Here is a 21,332-nt window from a genome sequence, read left to right as displayed (position 1 = left end):
TAAAATAGAACAAGAAAAATGGAGTTATTCAGGATTTCTTCAATTCTCTATAATCGCTCACAGAGCTTTACGGTAGCCACGAATAGCTGTCTCAACTAATCGACGCTTTTGTTTTCATTAATTATCTTTTTGAGAATGGCCTGTTTATTTGGCCATTGTTGAATGAAAGACTTATTCAATTGTGCACAATTTTGAGCAAGCCAGGGGCCAAGTTGAACCAGGATCAAAGGAATTCTCGGTTTGATGCATTCTTCCAATTCCTTTTGTACTTCTTTTTTACATAGATTTTTGTTTTCGATACAGTTTTTTATAATATCGTCGCTTAATTGCTGCCAGTTTTCAGGCGGGCTTACTCCTAAAAATGTTTCTGTCATAATTTTGGGCAGGATATTGTGACTAATGGGAGCAAATGTTTTGGGATTGATGTTTTCCTCGCAAAATTCATGCTGTAAAAGCTTATTGATTTGTTTTCCAATGCGCTCGGCTTGCTCCATGTTAAAACAGGGGACCAAATTAGTAGAGTCCAATTGCGACAATGGTTTTGCAATGAGTAAATTACTGCTTAAAAACAATCCTAAATAAATGAATATCTTTATCATTTTTTATCCTTGATGTTCCCTGTTCATACAAATACAACAGAACCTTGCAAGCCTGTAGAAACCCAACCGATGAAGAGTGGGCGTGTGATGAGTTATCATCTCACAACTCTAGGCAGGGTATTTGAACCAGACAGGCAGCACTTTACACAAATACACCATGAACTTCCATAATCCCACCTGATGCTCAACAGTCCCAAACGGATCGACACTGAGTTCAGGATAGGCTATGCCTAAGCCAAATAAGCCAGGCCCTATAATACCCACATGAGGATTGGGAGTAACGTGTTCATAATTATCAATGATCATGTTTTTACGTCTTTCAAAACCAACGGCGTAAATCACTTTGTCGCATTCTGGAAGATGGCGTGCAATATTCAATTCGCTTGGGTAGTAGCGGACAAGATTGGCAGGCAAAACACCGTCGATGTGTTTCCTTGCCCATGCGGCCGTTTCACCTTTCAAGCCTGTGTTGTCGAATAAAATCCAGTTGCCCATATTGATGGCATAACGACAAGGGGAGCGATAAAAGTTGATCACTTTCTTTACCCCTAATTCGATAAGAGCGCGTAAAATCATAATAGCCGAATGTGAGGAGCCAAAAACTCCGTAAGTCTCATTCGTATCTACAAAACCGGCAAGGCGCTGCTTATCGATTGCAATTTCAAACGGTACCACATTAACGCCGGGGTAATTGAGGCTGGATGGGACAGCCCCTGTTGCTAAAATAACATTCTTAGCCTGGTATTGTTGTGTGTCAGAGCATAAAGTCCAATGTCCTCCTGAGAGAGACATGCTATGGATGACGGCCTCCTTTGCAACAACCTGATTCAGCAGAACGGTGGTAACCCATTGCAAAGGCTCCGCAACGTCACTTAACAGGCAGGTATTATCAGGATCAAGGTTGTTTAAACGAAATTTGGCGGGTGCTTTTTTATAGGAGAATGAATTTGCGGCATGCAGAAAGCTTGAGAAGAGCTTGACTGTAGTATTACTGGAAACGTGTCGCCAAAGCTGACCAAAATCGCCCACTTTAAAATGAGGATCAATCCACAATATTTTAGAAGCTGCTATGCCATAGTCCAACAGCTTGCCTACTGCAGCAATTCCGGCAGGCCCTGCACCAACCACTGACCACTGAAAGGATTTTTGCTTCATTTTAATACCTAACGTGAGTTATGGATAAAGAGGATATAACAGCCCGTTGATACCCTGGGTACGTTCGGGCTGAGGAGATGCCTAAGCATCGTCTCGAAGCCTTGGCATGAAACATAAAATCCGATACTAGGCTTCGAGACGGCATAAATGCCTCCTCAGCCCGAGCGGTTCCAGATAACAACTGATTTTATCCATAACTCACGTTACCTATGATTTATAAAGCTTAAAAAGCTTGGCGTATGTCAACTCCACTGAACGTTGAGTTCAGTGGAGTTCATCAGTAGATATCTATGTCTCCAGCAAATAATTGAAGTGAATCATTGACCTTGGCAAATTTTATCTGCCATATAGCCAATCGCTCCGGCATAATAAATGGAGTTATTATAACGCAGTATCATCTTGTAGTTAGGAAACGCCAGGAAAGTCGGGCCACCATAGGGCTGGACAATACTGGCCTGCAAATTTTGATAGGGCAATGGTTCGCCACTTTCAGTGCGGACACCTAATGCATTCCATTCGCTGACTGGTTTAACTATCCCTTTCCCTTCCAGTTTCATATCAAACTTGGCAGGAAGCTTCACTTGAATAGCCCAAGGCTCACCTGCTTGCCAGCCGTTTTGTTTCATGTAATTCGCTATGGAGGCAAAAACGTCGGGTTTGCTCTTCCATATGTCTTTTCGTCCATCCCCATCGTAGTCTACAGCGTATTTGACCCAGCTGGATGGTAAAAATTGAGGTTGACCAGAGGCACCAGCCCACTCCCCTTTGAAATCAGCCAGGCTGACATGCCCGCCTTTCAGGATGTGTAAAGCGAGAAACAATTCCTTGCGGAAAAAGTCTTTACGGTTTGAATCATAGGCTAAAGTAGCCAGCGCGTTGATTACCGGGAAGTTTCCCATGTAGGAGCCGTAACTGGTTTCCATACCCCAAAAAGACACGATAAAGCAAGGATTAACCCCGTATTGTTGGGCAATCTCTTCCAATATTTCCTTGTTTCTCTTGTACTCTTTTCTTCCAATCACAATTCTGTAGTTATCTGCTCTGGTATTACGATATTTCATGAAAGTTAACCTGTGCTCAGGTTGGGAACGTAAAAATCCTTTTATTTTTCGACTTGGTTCATGAATGCCAGCAAACGCTTCATCAAATAAACTGGGTGGAATTCCTTGCTGTAAGGCTTCCTCCCGCACTCCTGCAACCCATTGATTCCAGCTTTGACTGGCATAGGCTATCTGGTTTAATAACATCAATGCAACAATACCGAGCCCCCACTTTTTCATAGCTCTTCCCCTAAGTTATATTTATTGTTTGATAACATGTATTTCGCCCAGCTTTTATTTCTCTTTAGTTTTTATAACTCAATCAATTTCCTATGGGTATTCTTATAAGATAGCCCATTTATTAAAAATTAGCCTGTCATAGAAACCAATTTAATCCATAGGCTACAAAATATCCTCTTCTTATGTAATTTTAATGGCATAATGAACAACTTTAAGCCTAATAGCCCGGCCCAATGGCAGGTATTGTACTAAAATTAAGCTTCCACGGAAATCCATTACCGGGATAATATCTCAGCAATAAGCAAATCATCTTCTGACAGGATCAGTCATTATTTTCGATTTTGAAAGGATTAGGGTTTTAATAAATTATTCACTACGCAAAGAAACCATGGGTTCCAGTTTGGAAGCCCGTCGGGCAGGATAAAATCCGAAAAATATTCCAGTGGCAGCTGAAACCAGAAAACCGGCAATGGGGGGAAGCAAATAGATAGTAAAAGTCCAATCACTGAAATAAGCGACTATTCTGGTAAAAATCAAACCTAAAATGACTCCGAGCACTCCCCCCAGTAAAGACAGCATGACAGACTCTACCAAAAACAAAGCTTGGATTTCTTTGTTTTTCGCACCCACTGCTTTGCGAATTCCAATTTCTTTCTTGCGCTCGCTGACCGAAACCAGCATCACATTCATGACACCGATACCGCCAACCAGCAAGGATATTCCACCAATGACTGCCAACAGCAAGGTAAAAATACGGCCCTGATTTTCCATGCTGGCTATAATTTGTTTGGCGCTGCGCGGAAAAACACTGAGTTTCGGCGCCTGAGAATTAATGATTTCCTTTATTTCATTAATGACCTCATCAATGGGGCTGTCTGGCTTGAGAAGCAATACGGCATTATTGATTTTGGCGTCCTTGCTGACCAAACTTATTCCAGCCAAGGGAATAATGACAGCCTGGTTGATGTCCTCGTTAAAAAAGCCATTTTCTCTCCAACGCTCGGCAACGCCGATAATGGTATACAAGGATTGGCCTATGCGTAATTGCTTGCCAATGGGATCGTCCAGAGTAATTTCCCTGATTTGTTGTGCCAGACTGTCGCCAATAACACAAAAATGCTCAAAAGAATCCAAAAAGGAAACAAAATGCCCCTGCGCCAAGGTCACATGGATGATATCGGCAAGGCTTTCATCGGCGCCAATCACCGCCCCCTGCATCACTTTGCCATTAAAGCTTAGGGTTTGGTAAGCGGTGCTGTAAGGAGCGATTTTTAACACATAAGGGATACGTTCGGCTATCTGCTGCCATTGATCTATCGTTAACGAGTCGGATTCACTATGGGATTTGCTGGGCACCTTTTGATAAATGGAAACAGCCAACAAATCGGTACCCAATGCCTTGAATTGCTCCAACGCTTTTTCGGTAGCCAGTTGTCCACAACTAATCAAGGCAACAACAGCGGCGGTCCCTACCAGTATTCCCAGTACAGCCAAAAGCGAGCGGAGTTTGGAGGCCGTTAAATTAACCAAGGCTTGTTGGCAATGATTAAGAAAGTTCATTGCCCGGACTCCGCTATGATTGCTCCGTCGGCTAGAGTAATTCGGCGTTTGCATTGCGCAGCCACGTGCTCATCATGGGTTACCATGATAATGGTCCTACCCTCTTGGTGTAAGGCCAAAAACAAATTCATTACCTCAGTACCTGTTTTTGAATCCAGCGCACCGGTCGGCTCATCAGCGAGGATAACCTGCGGGTCGGTCACTAACGCTCTGGCGATAGCGACTCGCTGTTGCTGGCCGCCCGATAACTGGGTTGGTCTGTGGCGTATGTATTGACGCATTCCCACTTTCTCCAGGGCGTGCTCCACTTTTTCTTTTATCAAAGTGGGGTTGACTCCTCGGTACGTCAAAGGCAAAGCCACATTTTGCAGCGCTGTAAAGCGAGGAAGCAAATTAAACTGCTGAAAAACAAAGCCTATGTTTTGATTGCGCAATTCAGCCGCCTCATCGTCGCTTAAACTGGCTACATTTCTATTGTTTAAGGTGTAAGTTCCTGTATCCGGCTTATCCAATAAGCCGATGATATTCATCAAAGTGGATTTGCCAGAACCTGATGCCCCAACAATAGCGAGTAAATCACCTGCATACACGCTTAAAGACACTTCTTTTAATACCATGGTGCTGATGCCTTCAAGATGATAAGTCTTCACCAAATCAGAAAGTTGGATTAAAGGTTTGTCAATCATAAACCACAACATCCCCTGATTTAAGACCACTTTCAACCACTACAGAATCAGCCTGGGCAGCACCGGTAGTAATCATCCGTTTCTGAATTTTCCCCTTGGCTAATTGGACCTGAACAACGCTGCTGCCTTTTTCCCTTTTAACCGCCGCTATAGGGATTAACAATTGATTGTTTGATTCGACATTCAGCTCTATGGAGGCACTCATCCCTACTTTAATCCATGACTGTTGCTCAGGGGTTAAGGAATTGACCTCTACTACAGCAGTAAAGGAGGGTAATCCTCCAGTGCTGGTATTCGATGCCTGCGCATTCACGGCAACCAGTTTCCCTTTCAACTGATGCCGGCCAAATGCAACGCCACTAATCGTTGCATCCATTCCCGGGCGAATTTTATCAATGTCTATTTCTGGAACATCAATTTCCACACTGATTCCATTCAAATCGCCTATCAAGGCGATGACTTGCCCTGACTTTATGGTTGATCCTACGGTCACTCGATTGTTTTTATCCTCTCCTGATTTGGGAGGATACAACATGATCCCGTCACTGGGAGCCTTCAAATGAATCAAATTATGATTTGACGTAAGAATTTTCCTCACCTTGTCAAAATCAGCAAGGCTGAGATTGGATATATTCTGAGTGTTTTTATCATCCATTTTTTCCAGCATTTCAGAAAGCTTGCGGGTGGCCTGCATTAAGGTGACGCGTGCCGTATCCAAGCCTGATTTTTCACTTAAATAATTGTTTTTAGAGATTAATCCGGCATTCCATAATTCCTCTGTTCCTACAAATTTTGCCTTGGCAATGGAATAACTGTCTTTCGCTTTTAAGTAATCGGTTAATGTGTCGTTATACTGTTTTTGCAATTCATTGGAATTTAAAGTTAAAACAATCTCGCCCTTTTTAACCATCTGCCCATAATGGAAATGCATCGTTTCAACAACGGCTTCCATTGGACTGGTCAGGCTGCTTTCCCTCAAGGGTTGCACAGTCCCGGTAAAATGCAGGGTCTTGTGTAAGGGTTGCGGTTTCACTTCATACGTTTTTAATGATGTGGTTTGCGGCTTATCAGAACCGCCACAAGAGGCCAGCATTAAAATCAATGATACTATAGAGAATATTTTCAGATAATTGTTCATCCGCCATACCTTAGTTTAATCTGCCAGTAATCCAGCGTAGTCCCTAAAATCCTTTGCAACGCGGATAACTGATTGAGATACGCAATTTTTGCCCCTATCAATCCTGACTGTGCCTGAATCAATTGATTCTGAGTATTGTTGACATCCAGGGCACTGGAGATTCCTGCCTGTTGTTTTTTCTTTTCCAAAGCGTAAGACTGCTCTGCCAATTTGACTTGTTTTTGTGCCAGCTCATAACGCTTGGCCAAGCTCTGAATATTATTGATGGTATTGGTTACACTGGTGATTAAAGCTCTTTTGGCTGCAATAAGATTGATTTTGTCTTTTTCCAACTGCACTTTGGCATTGATTAATTGACTACGCCGGCCAATATCGTTCAATGGAATGGTCAGGGTGACGCGGGCTGATTCCGTGACATTATTACCATTGTAAATGCTGCTTAAACCCGTACTGGTCCCGGTAACATCATTGACCGCTCCCCCTTGTACAGTACCCGCCAAATCAAGCTGCCATAGTTGTTGATTTTTTGCAACAGTATAAGCCCGCTCATCCGCGCGCAAAGCCATTTTCTGGGCCAGATACTGCGTATTGTGATTCAATGCGATGGTAATGGATTCTTGCAAATCAGGCACTATAATTTCCTTTATCGTCACATCACTGGGAACTGAAATATGCAAATCCGGATCAAGTCCAATCATTTGCAATAATTCCTGAGAGGCTAGTTTAAAATCATTTTCACCTTGTTCTACCATCAAACTCAACGATTCTATCTGGTAGGATTGCTGGATATTTCCAGTAGGCTCCAATTGTCCCGCAGCAATCTTTTTTTCATTAATTTGATAAGATTTTCTGGCTTCTTCCAATTGCAGGCGCTGATTCTCTAAATTGTTTCCACTTAAAATCAATGCTCTGTATGCTGTAATCACCTGGGTAATCTGATCCATCACCGATTGCTGCAAACTTAATTTATTTAACCACTCTTTATCAATCGCATCCAACAGTTTTGCTTCATTCACTGACTTGCCAAATCCTCGCAGCAAGGGCTGGGTAATGGATAAATTTAACACAGGATTATAGCTGTTGTTGGTGGAAACGTTGTTATCGATGGATACGGACGCTTTCGTCCCCAATTTGGTTTTCAAATCCAATTCAGGACTGGCCAGAAATGAATGATTTGTAGCGCTGCCTATCCCTTCAAAAGTACTTTTCTGCACAACGCCTGAGGCACCAAGGGCATATTGCAATTCAAACTCATTATTAGCCAAACGCAATTGATAGCGTTGAATAATGCGGTCTAATTCCGCATTCTGGATATTAGGATTGTAACGCAAGGCTAAAAGAATGGCTTCTCTTATCGTCAATTGATGCCTTGTTTTCTTTTTTGATTCAGGCGAGGTAGGCAACTCTATCCAATTTTTCAACATGTATTCCGGGTTGGCAATGGCTGCCTTTAACCTTTCCTCCGCCTGCTCGACGCGCTGTGCTTCAGTAGAAGGATTTTCTGTCCAGGAGTAGAGTGAATTGCCAGTATTTGAAGAAGTCTTGGCGCTTGCGGCATGAAAACCAATCAGGCCCGATAAAATAAATATCGGTAACAATGCTGTGCTTTTACTTAAAAATTTCACCTTTGTTATCGCCTGTGTTTATAAAAATGCATATCGATCAAGGTCATTCAAAACGGCTAACCCCATACCCAGCTACCGAAAAGCGCTGCCTGTCCTGCAGGCGTAATGCGGTTAATTGCCCTCCCCAAAGACATCCGGTATCTATCGCATGAATACGCGGATGAGAACTTCGTCCCATGAGCGCCGCCCAATGACCAAAAACAATATCCATTTCAATTTCTTTCCGGCATGGCACTGCAAACCAGGGATACAGATGATTTGGGGCTTTGGATAAAGTCCCTTTGTAACCCAACTCTAATCGTCCACGCGCATCACAAAATCGCATCCGGGTAAAATAATTGGTAATGACTCGTAATCTATCCATTCCAATTAAATCATCTGACCAAATATCCGGTTTATTGCCATACATGTGCGCTAAAAATTCCTTATACGAATCCCCTGAAAGCACCGCTTCCAGTTCATTAGCCAGGCCCACGGCCTTGGGTAAATCCCATAAGGGAGCTATACCTGCATGGCACATGACCATATTTAACTCGGATGACAGGCAAAGAAGAGATTGTTTTCGCAACCAATGCCCAAGCTCCTCTCCATCATCGGCCAGCATAACCTCTTCAAGCGTATCATCATGCCCTTTCCAGGGTTGCCCGCCGAATAACAAGCCTAACAAATGCAAGTCATGATTACCCAAGGTCACTTTGGGTTTCACAGGTAAAGAATAAATAAATCGTAATACGGCCAATGAGTCGGGACCTCGGTTTACCAAGTCCCCAACAAACCATAAACAATCTTCCTTCTCATTAAAATCGATTAATTCAAGCAAACGTTGTAAAGGATCATAACATCCTTGTACATCCCCTATTGCATAATCAGGCACCGCGTTTTGCTCCAAACGTCAACTGGGACAGATCCTGCTCGATATTCTGCCATTGGCCATTCGCTGCCAATCGTTGCAAAGGAGTTATTGCAATAGCACTTGGTTGCTGCGTGAACTGACTGGTGTATTGTGATTTATGAATTAACTCGAGTGCGGACATGGATTCTATTTTGCCTGTATTCAAATGATGTACCTGAACAGAATTGGGCAAAGCAACTCCATATCCTGTAAAAACGACTCCAGTATACATTTGCTGAGTGTGGGCCTGTTCAAAACGGCTGGTTACATTGCCGCCGGCATCTCGGCTATGAAGCCCTAATGATAAAAATCCATTCTGTATGGCTTGCCAATTTTTATATTCAGGATGTTCACGAACAAACAATTGAAACATTTCGGGGCACATCAACATGCCGCCAGGAACCATAAACAATGGCGCCTTGTTCACCATAATTCGTCCTTCATCCAACGACTTGATAAGCCATTGAATGAATTCGACTCCTATTGCCTGTTCTTTTTCTGCTATGGATTCCGGTACACCACCGGTAAAGGTTACCGCTCTGCCATAACGGCCGCTTCGTCGTGCGCCACTTCGTGCCATAAACGCCAGAAAATAACGTTGTATCGCAATAGCATCAGCCCGAATTAAAATAGCGCCCAAAGTACCAGCAGAATGATAATCTTCATTCAGTAAAGCTAACCAAACAGCCAAAACTTCTGGATTGGAGGCAATCCAGGCAAAGCCACTGACTGGCATCAAAGTTCTGGCCAGCAACAAGTTCAGCCGACGCCGGAACTCCGCATCCGCTTCTTTTTCAAATTGATAATCATAATAACTTCCAGTTTGAATTAAGCTCTCTAACAGAGGGTTCCATTGCTTTAACAATTGGCCATTGCTATCAAACAAATTAATGCGAAACTCATCAAATAATTTGCCGATGCCTTGTAAAATTGCCGCGGAGTAAAGCGCATATTGCCAAAGTTTTTGCTCTTCAGAAAGCAAATCGGGCTGTTCTTGAACGGTAAATTCCTTGAACAGACTCAATGCGGCTTCTGTTCTATTTAAAGCGTGATCGACCATACCACCAGGCTGAGAATAATAACTGTTCGCAGTTTCTGGCAAATTTTGACAATAGTTGACCAGGTTCTCGATAAGAACAAAACATAGACTCTCATAGCGAGAGGCTTCCAACCCGCTCAACGCTCTCATTTTCTGGAGTAATACCTGACGTTTCTCTTCACTCAGAAACTGCTCGGCGGTCATCATACGGATTAAATCTTTTAACGATTTGGACTGAGCGGATAACGAGCTTTTACGCTGACGATGAAACAAGACAACCTCCACAATAACTTATCATATAATTTTACACTAATTGGAAATAAATTTCGCTAGTTGAACATATTCCGCAACCGAAATTTGTTCTGGCCGCTTACCTCCATCAATGCCTAAATCATCGAGTTGAGATAATGTGATAATCCCTTTCAAATTATTAGTAAGAGTTTTGCGCCTCATAGCAAATGCTTTAGCAACAATATTTTCCAGTTTTTCAGTGTTTACACATTCAAATGGCGAAACACGATAAGGTGTTAGCCGAACTATTGCTGAGTCTACCTTCGGCTTGGGTTCAAAAGCTTCTGGAGGAACATCAAACAAATACTCTACCTCACAATGATACTGCAACATCACGCTTAATCGCCCATAGGCTTTGGTCCCGTGGACTGCCGCTATTCGTTCTACAACTTCTTTTTGTAACATAAAATGCATGTCATCAATACAAGGGACAAATTTCAATAAATAAATCAGCAAAGGAGTAGAGATATTATAAGGTAAATTACCCACTACCCTTAAATGGGGGCCGAATTGACAAAAATCAACGGTTAATGCATCAGCAGGAATTAAATTTAATTTACCTTGAGATACAGGCAAGTGGGTTAAGTAGGTTTGTAAATCAGTATCGATTTCAATGGCTGTTAATTGATTCAGTTTTTGCAGTAATGGCTGCGTTAAAGCACCTAAACCAGGGCCAATTTCCAGCATATTATCATCCGCCAAAGGATTGATAGCTCGCAGAATCTCATTAATAATATATTTGTCTTGTAAGAAATTTTGACCAAAACGTTTACGTGGGCTATGCCTCACTTTCTATCACCTATGTTAGGATAAAATTAATTCAGTAATCTTGTTGACTGCACAAGGTATACTCCATCAGGGAAAACTTGTTAATTTTACCGTAGGTTAGTGCCAAGTACCAGCAAACCCCGGCAATACTCAATAACACAAATCCATCTCTCTCAATTTTACAAATTTATATAGCGTAAACTCCAGAATATGGGGTAAAATTCAACCACAATGACCAAGGTTGATATTATCTGTCAGGACTTACGAAAAATCCCAAGGTCAAGGCAAAAATGTTTTTAATGAGGGAGTTTAGATAAACTAAATGACCGAATTAAAAATTTTTTTAACAAAGAGACTGTTGGTTTTCGTAAGTCCTGTCTGTTTTTTAGTTATTTCAATCTGGAAAAGGCCCTGAACAAGTAGACTCAGTCGTATGGAATCAATTGCTTTTTCCAGGCTCAAATTTAGGAAAGTAAATAATGGCTTATAGAAAAATGCTTAAATCCAAAATTCATCGCGCTTGCGTCACGCAAGCGGACCTGGATTATGAAGGAAGTATCACCATTGCACCCGAGCTTTTAAAAGCAGCAAATATATTGCACTATGAAGCGGTTAATGTTTGGAATATCACGGCCGGAACCCGATTTGAAACCTATGCCATTACAGGCGAGAAAGGTTCAACGGATATCTGTGTCAATGGAGCGGCAGCTCATTTAGTAACCCCTGGCGATTTGGTTATTATTGCTTCTTTTACGCAAATTCTGGAAGAAGATTGCGCAGCACATGAACCTACCGTTGTTTTTGTTGATCAATTTAATCGTCTGAAAGAAATCAGACCTGAAAGAATCGGTGTTAAAAGCAGAATACCTTACCCTGCTTGAACTTGCCCCATATTAATCTGATTCTTCTACTCATCTCTGAAAATTGAGCACTGTATTCGACAGTCCCGTGGCTTGTCCACGGGGCGTTGATGGAGATGTGATCAATAGACAGCCTATAAATGGAGGTGTATCCTGTTCGTCAGGCAATGATCAAAATTAGAAAAATCAAATGGAATAGTTTATTCTATGATCTCGGCATTCAATCCCAAAGAGCTTTATGTTAGTTCATTTAATTGAATTACGTCGGAGAGCAATTTATACCCTTCTCTGGTTTGGCGCTTTCGCTTTATTGTTTTTTTTCATATCAGACAAACTGTTTCATGTTCTGGTAAAGCCGTTATTGCAATCCTTACCGAATCAAGAGGGCTTGATTGCCACACAGATTACCTCCTCGGTTTTCACTCCTTTAAAACTTGCCGTGGATGCAGCCCTGTTACTAACGGCTCCGTTTGCTTTATTGCAACTTTGGCGTTTTATGCGTCCAGGACTCTATAGAAATGAGCAGGAACAAATCAGAGGAACCATCATACTAAGTCTTTTGCTCTTTGTATTTGGAACACTATTCTGCTTCTATGTTGTCCTGCCTTTTATGTTCCAGTTTTTTGCCCAAGCTCTTCCGGAAGGAGTGCGACTCATGCCTGATATGGCTTACGCCATAGACTTCATTACACGCATGCTTCTTTTGTTTGGTTTTTCTTTTCAGGTTCCACTCATTTGTCTTGTACTGGTAAAAATTCATTTTACTACGGTGACAACCCTTATAAAAACCAGGCCTTATGTGATAGTAGGGGCATTTATTGTTGGTATGTTGCTCACACCTCCTGATGTCTTTTCTCAAGTTGCGCTGGCCTTGCCCCTGTGTTTACTTTATGAAGCAGGGATTATTTTAGCCAGGATTTATGGCAAATCCCCCACACCCGCTTTAATTAAATAAGCTCAAGTTAAACTGAGATTTACCGATATATTTATCACGATGCTCAAAAATGGAGCTTCTTATGGATAAAATAGCCAAATTCAATATCGGGGATCTGGTTATTCATAAACGAATCAGATACCGGGCAATAGTGATTGATGTGGATCCTATATTTCAAGCCTCAGGAAAATATAATCCCCGGGCAACCCAGCATGAATTCGCAACAAGAAACCCTTGGTACCGCCTGTTAGTCGATGACAGCAGCCAAATCACTTATGTTGAAGAATGCCAGTTAATTCCTGACACCAGTCATGAACCCATCAATAACCCCAATATTGATGATTATTTAATCAAAAGAAAAGGCAGTTATCAGAAAGCGATCCCCTCTCACTAGATTACGAGGTGGAGATGCCAACAGGATATTGTATAGTCATTTAAAATTCAAATGACTATACCTGTTACATTAGACTTCTTGCATAAGCTGATTGTCTTGTTTTAGCGCAAGATGCAATCGCTTTGAGGAGAAGAGTTTACATGCAGTAAATGAAATATTCCGCAGAAATCTTGGCAACGCAGCAATACAGCGAAAGAAGCAGGTTAGACAAGCGGTTTATTATGTATTTCGCAACATCAACACCAGCAAAGCAATAAAACCTATTAAAATCAGGCCTAAAACCCCCATCGTCATAAAGCTTTTGCTCATATTTTCCTTGCTAAACTGCTCTGGGCTTCCTTTAATAAATCGGTACAAAACAAAAATAACTAATCCTGCACCAATAAGTCCTAAAATTTGATATAAAGTTTCCATTAATTCACTCCATTCCACCTAGTTTTTTGGGTCATCTGATTTGGATTCAAAACTAAAGGCATCTGAAAACATCTGGGTAGGCGATACGCCATAACCAAGCAAGATATCACGAGTACTGTACACCATATCGAAAGGACCACTGATGACGATTTGCCAATCTCGCAAAACGTTTGAATGCCTGGCAAGAACCCGCGAAGCCAAAGTATCCTCACTTTTATCGGATAACAGCGAAAAATATTGGAAGTGGCTGGCGTGAGACCGCCAACTCCTTACCTTTTCATCCATGTATAAATCACTTTGTGATCGTGCTCCCCAAAATAACTCAAATGGCCTGGTATCCGAATTTGCCAGTAATTGCTCAATCATTGCTTTAATTGGCGCAAATCCAGTCCCACCAGCAATGAATAAAATAGGCTTTTGGGGATGTAATTTATCAATACTGCATTCACCCAAAGGTAATCTTAATTGCAGAGCTCCATATTGTTTGATATGAGCCAACAGCGATTGATGGTAATCATTATCCTGACTATGGCGAATATGCAATTCGTAACGATGAGAACCTAAAGGCGCATTCGCAATTGAATAACTAAACGCATCTTCTGCAAACAGGATTTGCAAATACTGTCCTGCTTGATAATCGACGTATTCATCAGGCATTAATACCAATCGCACGATGCTATCCGTTAAAGGGGAAATGTCCTCCACCTGAGCCTGAATTATTTTATCTGTCATTATTTTAATCCCAATAAGGACCAATAACCATTTACTCTATTAAGCACATCCTCATCCATCGTAATTGGTTTACCCCATTCTCTTTGTGTTTCTCCCGGCCATTTACTGGTCGCATCCATACCCATCTTGGAACCCAGCCCTGAAACCGGGGAGGCAAAATCCAGATAATCAATGGGCGTATTTTCTACCATGACGGTATCGCGGACTGGATCCATGCGTGTCGTCATTGCCCATATGACATCTTGCCAATTACGGGCGTCCACATCGTCATCACAAACAATGACGAACTTCGTGTACATAAACTGACGCAAGAAAGACCAAACAGCCATCATAATACGTTTGGCATGTCCTGGGTATTGCTTTTTTATAGTGACAACGGCCAAACGATAAGAGCATCCCTCTGGCGGCAAGTAAAAATCCACAATCTCGGGGAATTGTTTTTGCAACAAGGGAATGAACACTTCATTTAAGGCAACCCCCAAAATAGCCGGCTCATCTGGCGGCCTCCCAGTATAAGTACTGTGGTAAACAGGCTTATCGCGATGAGTAATACGCTCTACCGTAAAAACGGGAAAAGATTGTACTTCATTATAATAACCGGTGTGATCGCCATACGGTCCTTCAGGTGCCTCATTTCCTGGCTCCAGATACCCTTCCAAAATAATTTCTGCGCTGGCTGGAACATGCAAATCACTCCCTATGCATCGAGTCAGCCGAGTTCGTTGCCCCCTAAGCAAGCCTGCAAAAGCGTATTCAGACAAACTATCAGGAACTGGAGTCACTGCTGCCAGTATGGTGGCTGGATCAGCGCCTAAAGTCACCGCAACAGGGAAACGTTCTTTGGGATATTCTTGTTGCCAGGCCTGGTAATCCAAAGCACCCCCTCGGTGAGATAACCAGCGCATGATCAATTTGTTTTTACTTAATAGTTGCTGGCGATAGATGCCCATGTTTTCTCTGGACTGGTGTGGGCCACGAGTAGTAACCAAACCCCAGGTAATTAGAGGAGCAACATCTCCGGGCCAACACGTTTGGATGGGTAATAAGGTTAAATCCACTTCATCCTTTTCCCACACATGAGTCTGGCACTCGGCTCCACTAACATATTTGGGTGCCATATTCAGCGCTTGTTTCAATAAAGGCAACTTGCTAAAAGCGTCTTTGAAGCCTTTGGGAGGATCGGGTTCCTTTAAAGCAGCCAATAATTTTCCAATCTCCCTCAAAGCCACTATTGATTCCTCACCCATTCCCAAAGCCACGCGCTCTACCGTACCAAAAAGATTGGTCAGTACAGGCATGTCGTAATTGGGGGTATTGGTAAACAGAAGGGCTGGCCCTCCTGAGCGCAACACTTTATCGCTGACTACGGTCATCTCAAGATGAGGTGATACAGGATAATCAATACGTTTTAATAATTCACGTGATTCAAGTTGGGCTATGAAATCTCTCAGATCTGAATACTTCATTAATTATCTCAAAAAGAAGCTTACTGTAAACCCATACCAGCACAGCGTAATACAGGCTATGAGCATGAATTATAAACCTGAAAATAAGGCGAATTTGAACCCCGAATTATGCTCCGCTAATTACGGGGTTAATTATCATTTAAATTATTCCTGACGCTTCATTGCATCAAAGAATTCGGCATTTGTCTTATGATTCTTCATGCGTTCCAATAAGAATTCAATCGCATCGCATTCATCCATGGATTGCAGGATTTTACGCAATATCCAGGTGCGCTGTAATTCTTCGGGGCTCAACAGGAGATCTTCACGGCGAGTACCAGAGCGATTAATGTTAATCGCAGGGAAAACCCTTCTCTCGGCAATATTACGACTCAAGTGGATTTCCATGTTACCTGTACCTTTGAACTCTTCGTAAATCACTTCGTCCATTTTGGAACCCGTATCTACCAGAGCCGTTGCAATAATGGTTAAACTGCCACCCTCTTCTATGTTACGTGCCGCACCATACAATCTCTTGGGTCTTTGCAGGGCATTCGCATCAACACCACCAGTCAGTACTTTACCTGACGCTGGTACAACTGTATTGTAAGCTCTGGCCAGGCGAGTGATTGAATCGAGCAGAATAACCACATCACGTTTATGCTCAACCAGACGTTTTGCTTTTTCTATTACCATTTCGGCAACCTGGACATGGCGATTGGCGGGCTCGTCAAAAGTACTCGCAACAACTTCCCCTTTGACAGAACGCTGCATTTCCGTTACTTCTTCAGGACGTTCATCAATCAGCAAAACAATGAGATAACATTCAGGATAATTTTTTTCTATAGAGCGAGCAATGTTTTGCAACATTAATGTCTTACCTGCTTTCGGAGGTGACACGATCAAACCACGTTGTCCGCGGCCGAAAGGAGCGCATAAATCAACTACTCTTGCTGTGAGATCTTCTGTGCTGCCATTACCTTGCTCCATAACCAGACGCTCGGTAGCAAATAAGGGAGTTAAGTTTTCAAATAAAATCTTACGCTTTGCGCTATCCGGTGTATCGTAGTTAATTTGATCAACTTTTAATAAAGCAAAATAGCGTTCGCTGTCTTTGGGGGGGCGGATTTTACCAGAAATAGTATCCCCCGAACGAAGACCGAAACGTCTGATTTGACTGGGAGAGACGTAAATGTCATCAGGGCCTGCCAGATAGGAGCCATCAGCGGAACGCAAGAAACCAAAACCATCAGTCAAAACTTCCAAAACACCATCGCCATGGATATCTTCCCCTTTTAAAGCATGGGCTTTAAGGATGGCGAAAATGATGTCTTGCTTGCGCATACGGGAGGTATTTTCCACACCCATCTCTTGAGCTATATTAACGAGATCGGCAATAGGTAATTGCTTAAGTTCACTAAGATTCATACTTCTCACTTGATTTGTTGTTTAAATGAATTGAATATCCGAAGAAAAAATTATGTTAGGGAATAGCAGCTAAGGAATCCGCTGCCTATGTGGCTCACTTGTTTTAAAGTATGTCACATATAGCTACAGGCTATCACAGCTTTACAACAAGATCCAACATTTTTAAACTAAAAATAAAAAGTTATTTTGACTTTTTTGATTTTAACTTTTAAATCTTTAAGAAAAAATCCCTTTAAGTAGGTTAATTTTAACACAAGCCCCATAAAAAAGTAAAAGCCCTGTAAATAAATTTTCATCTCAGGGCTTTTAAACTTTAATACCGTTACAGATTACTTTCAACAAAAGCACTTAATTGGGATTTAGACAGCAAACCCATTTTAACTGCTTCAACCTGACCATTTTTAAAAAGAATCAAAGTTGGGATACTCATCACACCAAATTTAGCTGGAGCTTGAGGATTTTCATCGATATTGATTTTAGCAAACGTCATATCTTTACTATGAGTGGCTGCCACTTCTTCCAGAATAGGTGTTAATGCACGACATGGTCCACACCACTCAGCCCAAAAATCAACAAGAACAGGCTTGGATGAATTAATTACATCCTGCTCAAAGCTTGCATCGGTTACTGTTTTAATATGATCACTCATAAATAAACCTCAGTTATTAGAAATATAAAGGTCTGGTCCAAGACCAGATTATGCTATTCGATCCAAAATCTTTCCTGTGTATCCTGTGTGTTTTGTTTTAGAGCAAACACAAGATTTTCAAAAAGAGTAGTTTACATATAATACTCCAGAAATACTTGTAATAGAGCTATAAAACAAAAGACGCAGCTTATACCGAGTTGGAAAGAAGTCTATTATAGATCACCTCCGGCAGCTTGCAAAACACTTAACGCAGTTATTGCCGCGGTTTCCGTGCGCAATACTCGCGGCCCCAGTGACAAAGGCAGAAATCCATAGCCACTGGTCAATGTAATTTCCTCATCACTGAAACCACCTTCCGGGCCAATAATCAAGGCAACATCAGGGGGTTGGACAGGATAATCGCGCCATGTTTTGCTAAATGCCGGATGCAAAATGAGCTTGAGATGTTCTTTGGCTTCTCTGACAAATTGATCCAAATAAACTGGCTGTCGCAACTCTGGAATTTGATTACGCCCACATTGCTCGCAAGCTCCAATGATAATGTTAAGCCATTGGTGCATTTTTTTTGCCATTTTTTCTTTATCTATTTTAACCTGGCAACGCTCGGTAATGATAGGTGTAATGCATGCCACTCCTAACTCTGCCGATTTTTGCATCACCATTTCCATCCGATCGCCCTTGGAAATGGCTTGAGCCAAATGTATCTTTAATGGGGATTCCCTGTTCACCTCAAGGACTGAGGCAACTCTAACGAATACCTGCTTTTTCTTGACCTTCTCAATGGAGGCTGCAAACTCTCGATTGTCTCCATTAAACAGAGTCAGTTGTTCGCCTTGCTCCATACGCAAGACAACCCCAACATGCTGCCCCGCCTCAGGCGATAATTCCAGAAGTTGCCCTGGCTGGTATTCACCAGGTTGATAGATACGTATTGTTCTCACAGCCAATTATTCCTCATTTCGATAATGACACTATAACAAAAATTACCAATTTACGTCTGCTATGCTAGAATTTTGGCGATTGATTTTATTCTTTCCCAACTCGCTGATAAAGCAGCTAGACATAAATAAACGTAATCAACAGATTAACTTTGCTAAGGAATTGATAACATGGCTAAAACACGTGTAGAAACAGACAGCATGGGTGAAATTGAAGTCCCGTCTGATAAATATTGGGGCGCCCAAACCGAACGTTCATTGCATCACTTCAATATAGGCAAAGACATTATGCCACGCGAAGTAACCCATGCCTTTGGTATCCTGAAAAAGGCAGCCGCCCTGACGAATCTTGAATTAGGCAAACTGCCAAAAGACAAAGCGGATTTGATTGTTCAGGCAGCAGAAGAAGTGAGCAAAGGGCTATTGGATGAGCATTTTCCCTTGCATGTCTGGCAAACGGGAAGCGGCACACAATCGAACATGAACGCCAATGAAGTCATTTCCAATCGCGCAATTGAGCTGGCTGGCGGCACCCTGGGAAGCAAGACCCCTATTCATCCCAATGATCACGTCAATATGTCTCAATCATCAAATGACACCTTCCCAACAGCCATGCATATTGCCGCAGCCGTGGCTTTCAATGACAAGTTATTACCCGCAGTACGCAATTTACGTCATGTTTTCGCAGCGAAAATGGACGCTTTCAAAGACATCATAAAAATCGGCAGAACCCATTTACAAGATGCGGTTCCATTGACTTTGGGTCAAGAATTTTCAGGTTATGTCGCTCAACTGGATGCCTGCATTCACCGCCTGGAAGAAGTATTGCCTGAATTATATGAGCTGGCTGCCGGAGGCACTGCCGTTGGAACCGGATTAAACACCCATCCGCAATTCGCAGTCAAAGTCGCTGAACACATCGCGAAAATCACCAAACTGCCCTTCGTGACCGCTCCTAACAAATTCACCGCTTTAGCTTCTCATGAACCCCTGGTGCATGCGCACGGCGCCATGAAAACTCTCGCCTGCGCATTAATGAAAATCGCCAATGACATACGCTGGCTCGCCTCAGGCCCCCGTTGCGGGATTGGTGAACTGATTATTCCAGAAAATGAGCCGGGCTCATCCATCATGCCAGGCAAAGTCAACCCAACACAATGCGAAGCCATGACCATGGTTTGCGCCCAGGTTCTGGGTAATGACACAGCCGTTGGAATTGCGGACAGCCAGGGCAATTTTGAATTAAACGTGTTTAAACCGGTCATCATATTTAACGTCTTGCACTCATTAAACTTGCTCGCCGACAGCTGCCATTCCTTCCAGGAGTTTTGCGCAGAGGGAATAGAGCCTAATCGGCCGGTGATTGATTACTATTTACATCATTCTCTCATGCTGGTTACTGCTCTTAATCAGCACATCGGTTATGATAAAGCGGCTAAAATCGCCAAAACCGCTCATCATGACAATATTTCATTGCAAGAAGCCGCCGTGAAACTGGGAATTTTAACCGCCGAGCAATTTGCTGCGTTTGTGAAGCCGGAAGAAATGATTTCACCTCAATAAAGAAAGGCAGTACAATGGTGTTAAGACATACTCCAAAAATCGAGTATGTCTTAATACGAAATATATGAAATATATTTGATAGCTAAATGATTAGAAAAAATAGATTAGATTACATTTATTTAAATGAATCGCATTTTTTATTTGAGGGACAGCAACGTTTGGTATACAAGCATCCCTTAAATGCGGATTATCTCATTAAAATTTCCAAACTGGTAATGAATAAATGGGGAAGCGTGGATTCTATCTCATATAGAAATCGCTATCGTTTTTTGAAATATTTTTTGATAGAACTCAGAGAGCATGCTCGTCTTCGCCTTCAATATACTCCAGGACAAGTACCCTATATCTTTCAAAAAATTATTGGTTTTACAGACACTAACCTAGGAATGGGGCTCATTGTTCAAACAGAGAAAGATAAATACGGACAGCATGCCCCAACCTGTGAATCATTATTAAAAAATAACTTGATCAATGAAATGATTTTACAACACCTTGAAGAGTTTTTACAGCATTTACTTGAATCAGACATCTGTATTTATGATTTAAGCCCATCCAACATTGTATACTCCTATACAACTGAAATAGGTCATCACTTTGTTTTGATTGATGGTTTTGGAGATAAACGATTTATTCCTTTAAGTTTTTATTCAAAAAGAATCCGCAGATACCAAAGAAACAAAGCAATAAATAAATTTAGAAATGAAATTCAGCTATCTTAATAACGTCACACCCCTAATATTGGATTACATTTTTACTTTATTGTATTACAACCTACTTTGTTTCATAACTATTCAGTCACCAATCGTTCTTAGAGGTAGAAGCCCATGTCCACTAAGATATTAGGAAATATTATAGTCATTTGAATTTCAAATGACCGATTCCCTACTTACTGTTGTTGTCAGCGGTGTCCACAAAGCGGTGCTGGATGCCTCGGACAAGCCC

21 protein-coding genes are annotated in these 21,332 nt (G+C 42.0%); 5 read left to right on the top strand and 16 right to left on the bottom strand.

The genetic code is table 11. From position 1 onward, the window contains the following. Positions 1-95: 95 nt before the first annotated feature. The 10 genes from CC34_RS0111695 to rsmA form a co-directional block, all read right to left on the bottom strand. Entirely contained in the window at positions 96-599 is a 504-nt protein-coding gene (locus CC34_RS0111695; RefSeq protein ID WP_028379531.1) for a hypothetical protein, read from the bottom strand. A gap of 108 nt (positions 600-707) precedes the next feature. Continuing rightward, positions 708-1,754 (bottom strand): FAD-dependent oxidoreductase, encoded by a 1,047-nt coding sequence (locus tag CC34_RS0111690; protein WP_028379530.1) that lies wholly within the window; start codon positions 1,752-1,754, stop codon positions 708-710. Between the two features lie 317 nt (positions 1,755-2,071). After that, complete coding sequence (locus CC34_RS0111685; RefSeq protein ID WP_027228680.1) at positions 2,072-3,034, bottom strand: lytic murein transglycosylase; 963 nt, start codon at positions 3,032-3,034, stop codon at positions 2,072-2,074. A 366-nt stretch (positions 3,035-3,400) separates the two neighbouring features. After that, complete coding sequence (locus CC34_RS0111680; RefSeq protein WP_027228679.1) at positions 3,401-4,594, bottom strand: ABC transporter permease; 1,194 nt, start codon at positions 4,592-4,594, stop codon at positions 3,401-3,403. After that, a complete protein-coding gene (locus tag CC34_RS0111675; protein ID WP_028379529.1) occupies positions 4,591-5,280 on the bottom strand; it encodes an ABC transporter ATP-binding protein in 690 nt (229 codons plus the stop codon). The genes CC34_RS0111680 and CC34_RS0111675 overlap by 4 nt, the downstream gene beginning before the upstream one ends. After that, a complete protein-coding gene (locus CC34_RS0111670) occupies positions 5,273-6,418 on the bottom strand; it encodes an efflux RND transporter periplasmic adaptor subunit (protein ID WP_028379528.1) in 1,146 nt (381 codons plus the stop codon). Before CC34_RS0111670 ends, CC34_RS0111675 begins: the two co-directional genes overlap by 8 nt. Then, positions 6,415-8,043: a TolC family protein gene (locus CC34_RS0111665; protein ID WP_027228676.1), complete on the bottom strand. Its 1,629-nt coding sequence runs from the start codon at positions 8,041-8,043 to the stop codon at positions 6,415-6,417. Before CC34_RS0111665 ends, CC34_RS0111670 begins: the two co-directional genes overlap by 4 nt. Positions 8,044-8,086: 43 nt before the next feature. After that, positions 8,087-8,917, bottom strand: a complete 831-nt coding sequence (locus tag CC34_RS0111660; RefSeq protein WP_027228675.1) for a symmetrical bis(5'-nucleosyl)-tetraphosphatase — start codon at positions 8,915-8,917, stop codon at positions 8,087-8,089. Further along, positions 8,910-10,247 (bottom strand): conjugal transfer nickase/helicase domain-containing protein, encoded by a 1,338-nt coding sequence (locus CC34_RS0111655; RefSeq protein ID WP_027228674.1) that lies wholly within the window; start codon positions 10,245-10,247, stop codon positions 8,910-8,912. The genes CC34_RS0111660 and CC34_RS0111655 overlap by 8 nt, the downstream gene beginning before the upstream one ends. A gap of 36 nt (positions 10,248-10,283) precedes the next feature. Next, the gene (rsmA, locus tag CC34_RS0111650; protein ID WP_028378621.1) at positions 10,284-11,054 is read right to left on the bottom strand and encodes a 16S rRNA (adenine(1518)-N(6)/adenine(1519)-N(6))-dimethyltransferase RsmA; all 771 of its coding nucleotides are present in this window, start codon (positions 11,052-11,054) and stop codon (positions 10,284-10,286) included. A gap of 458 nt (positions 11,055-11,512) precedes the next feature. Between rsmA and panD the strand changes: the two genes are divergently transcribed. From panD to hspQ, 3 genes are all read left to right on the top strand, one after another. Continuing rightward, complete coding sequence (gene panD, locus CC34_RS0111645; protein ID WP_027228672.1) at positions 11,513-11,914, top strand: aspartate 1-decarboxylase; 402 nt, start codon at positions 11,513-11,515, stop codon at positions 11,912-11,914. A gap of 217 nt (positions 11,915-12,131) precedes the next feature. Continuing rightward, positions 12,132-12,848 carry a twin-arginine translocase subunit TatC gene (gene tatC, locus CC34_RS0111635; RefSeq protein WP_028379527.1) on the top strand — a complete coding sequence of 239 codons (717 nt, stop codon included), beginning with the start codon at positions 12,132-12,134 and terminating at the stop codon, positions 12,846-12,848. Between the two features lie 61 nt (positions 12,849-12,909). Beyond that, positions 12,910-13,221: a heat shock protein HspQ gene (gene hspQ, locus CC34_RS0111630; RefSeq protein WP_028378620.1), complete on the top strand. Its 312-nt coding sequence runs from the start codon at positions 12,910-12,912 to the stop codon at positions 13,219-13,221. Between the two features lie 219 nt (positions 13,222-13,440). Here the strand turns inward: hspQ and CC34_RS0111625 are convergent, their stop codons facing one another. The 6 genes from CC34_RS0111625 to CC34_RS0111595 form a co-directional block, all read right to left on the bottom strand. Beyond that, entirely contained in the window at positions 13,441-13,635 is a 195-nt protein-coding gene (locus tag CC34_RS0111625) for a hypothetical protein (protein ID WP_027228669.1), read from the bottom strand. 18 nt (positions 13,636-13,653) lie between these two features. Then, complete coding sequence (locus CC34_RS0111620) at positions 13,654-14,367, bottom strand: NAD(P)H-flavin reductase (RefSeq protein WP_027228668.1); 714 nt, start codon at positions 14,365-14,367, stop codon at positions 13,654-13,656. Continuing rightward, positions 14,367-15,833, bottom strand: coding sequence for a 4-hydroxy-3-polyprenylbenzoate decarboxylase (gene ubiD / locus CC34_RS0111615; protein ID WP_027228667.1), 1,467 nt, complete (start codon positions 15,831-15,833; stop codon positions 14,367-14,369). The genes CC34_RS0111620 and ubiD overlap by 1 nt, the downstream gene beginning before the upstream one ends. A gap of 144 nt (positions 15,834-15,977) precedes the next feature. After that, the gene (rho, locus tag CC34_RS0111610) at positions 15,978-17,240 is read right to left on the bottom strand and encodes a transcription termination factor Rho (RefSeq protein ID WP_011216778.1); all 1,263 of its coding nucleotides are present in this window, start codon (positions 17,238-17,240) and stop codon (positions 15,978-15,980) included. Between the two features lie 322 nt (positions 17,241-17,562). Continuing rightward, on the bottom strand, positions 17,563-17,889 hold the full coding sequence (trxA, locus tag CC34_RS0111600; RefSeq protein WP_010948620.1) for a thioredoxin: 327 nt from the start codon (positions 17,887-17,889) through the stop codon (positions 17,563-17,565). 212 nt (positions 17,890-18,101) lie between these two features. Further along, the gene (locus CC34_RS0111595; RefSeq protein WP_080272295.1) at positions 18,102-18,836 is read right to left on the bottom strand and encodes an Lpg2936 family Dot/Icm T4SS effector methyltransferase; all 735 of its coding nucleotides are present in this window, start codon (positions 18,834-18,836) and stop codon (positions 18,102-18,104) included. Between the two features lie 162 nt (positions 18,837-18,998). On the opposite strand from CC34_RS0111595, the gene fumC reads away from it, so the two are divergent. Continuing rightward, positions 18,999-20,390 carry a class II fumarate hydratase gene (fumC, locus tag CC34_RS0111590; RefSeq protein WP_027228665.1) on the top strand — a complete coding sequence of 464 codons (1,392 nt, stop codon included), beginning with the start codon at positions 18,999-19,001 and terminating at the stop codon, positions 20,388-20,390. 86 nt (positions 20,391-20,476) lie between these two features. Next, the gene (locus tag CC34_RS01000000116560) at positions 20,477-21,109 is read left to right on the top strand and encodes a YrbL family protein (protein ID WP_050598230.1); all 633 of its coding nucleotides are present in this window, start codon (positions 20,477-20,479) and stop codon (positions 21,107-21,109) included. Positions 21,110-21,332: the final 223 nt, after the last annotated feature.

The organism is Legionella pneumophila subsp. fraseri, assembly GCF_000586315.1.
In the GTDB taxonomy this organism is placed as follows: domain Bacteria; phylum Pseudomonadota; class Gammaproteobacteria; order Legionellales; family Legionellaceae; genus Legionella; species Legionella pneumophila_B.
Note: the sequence above shows the minus strand (reverse complement) of the source record. Positions and strands in the feature narration are given on the sequence as shown.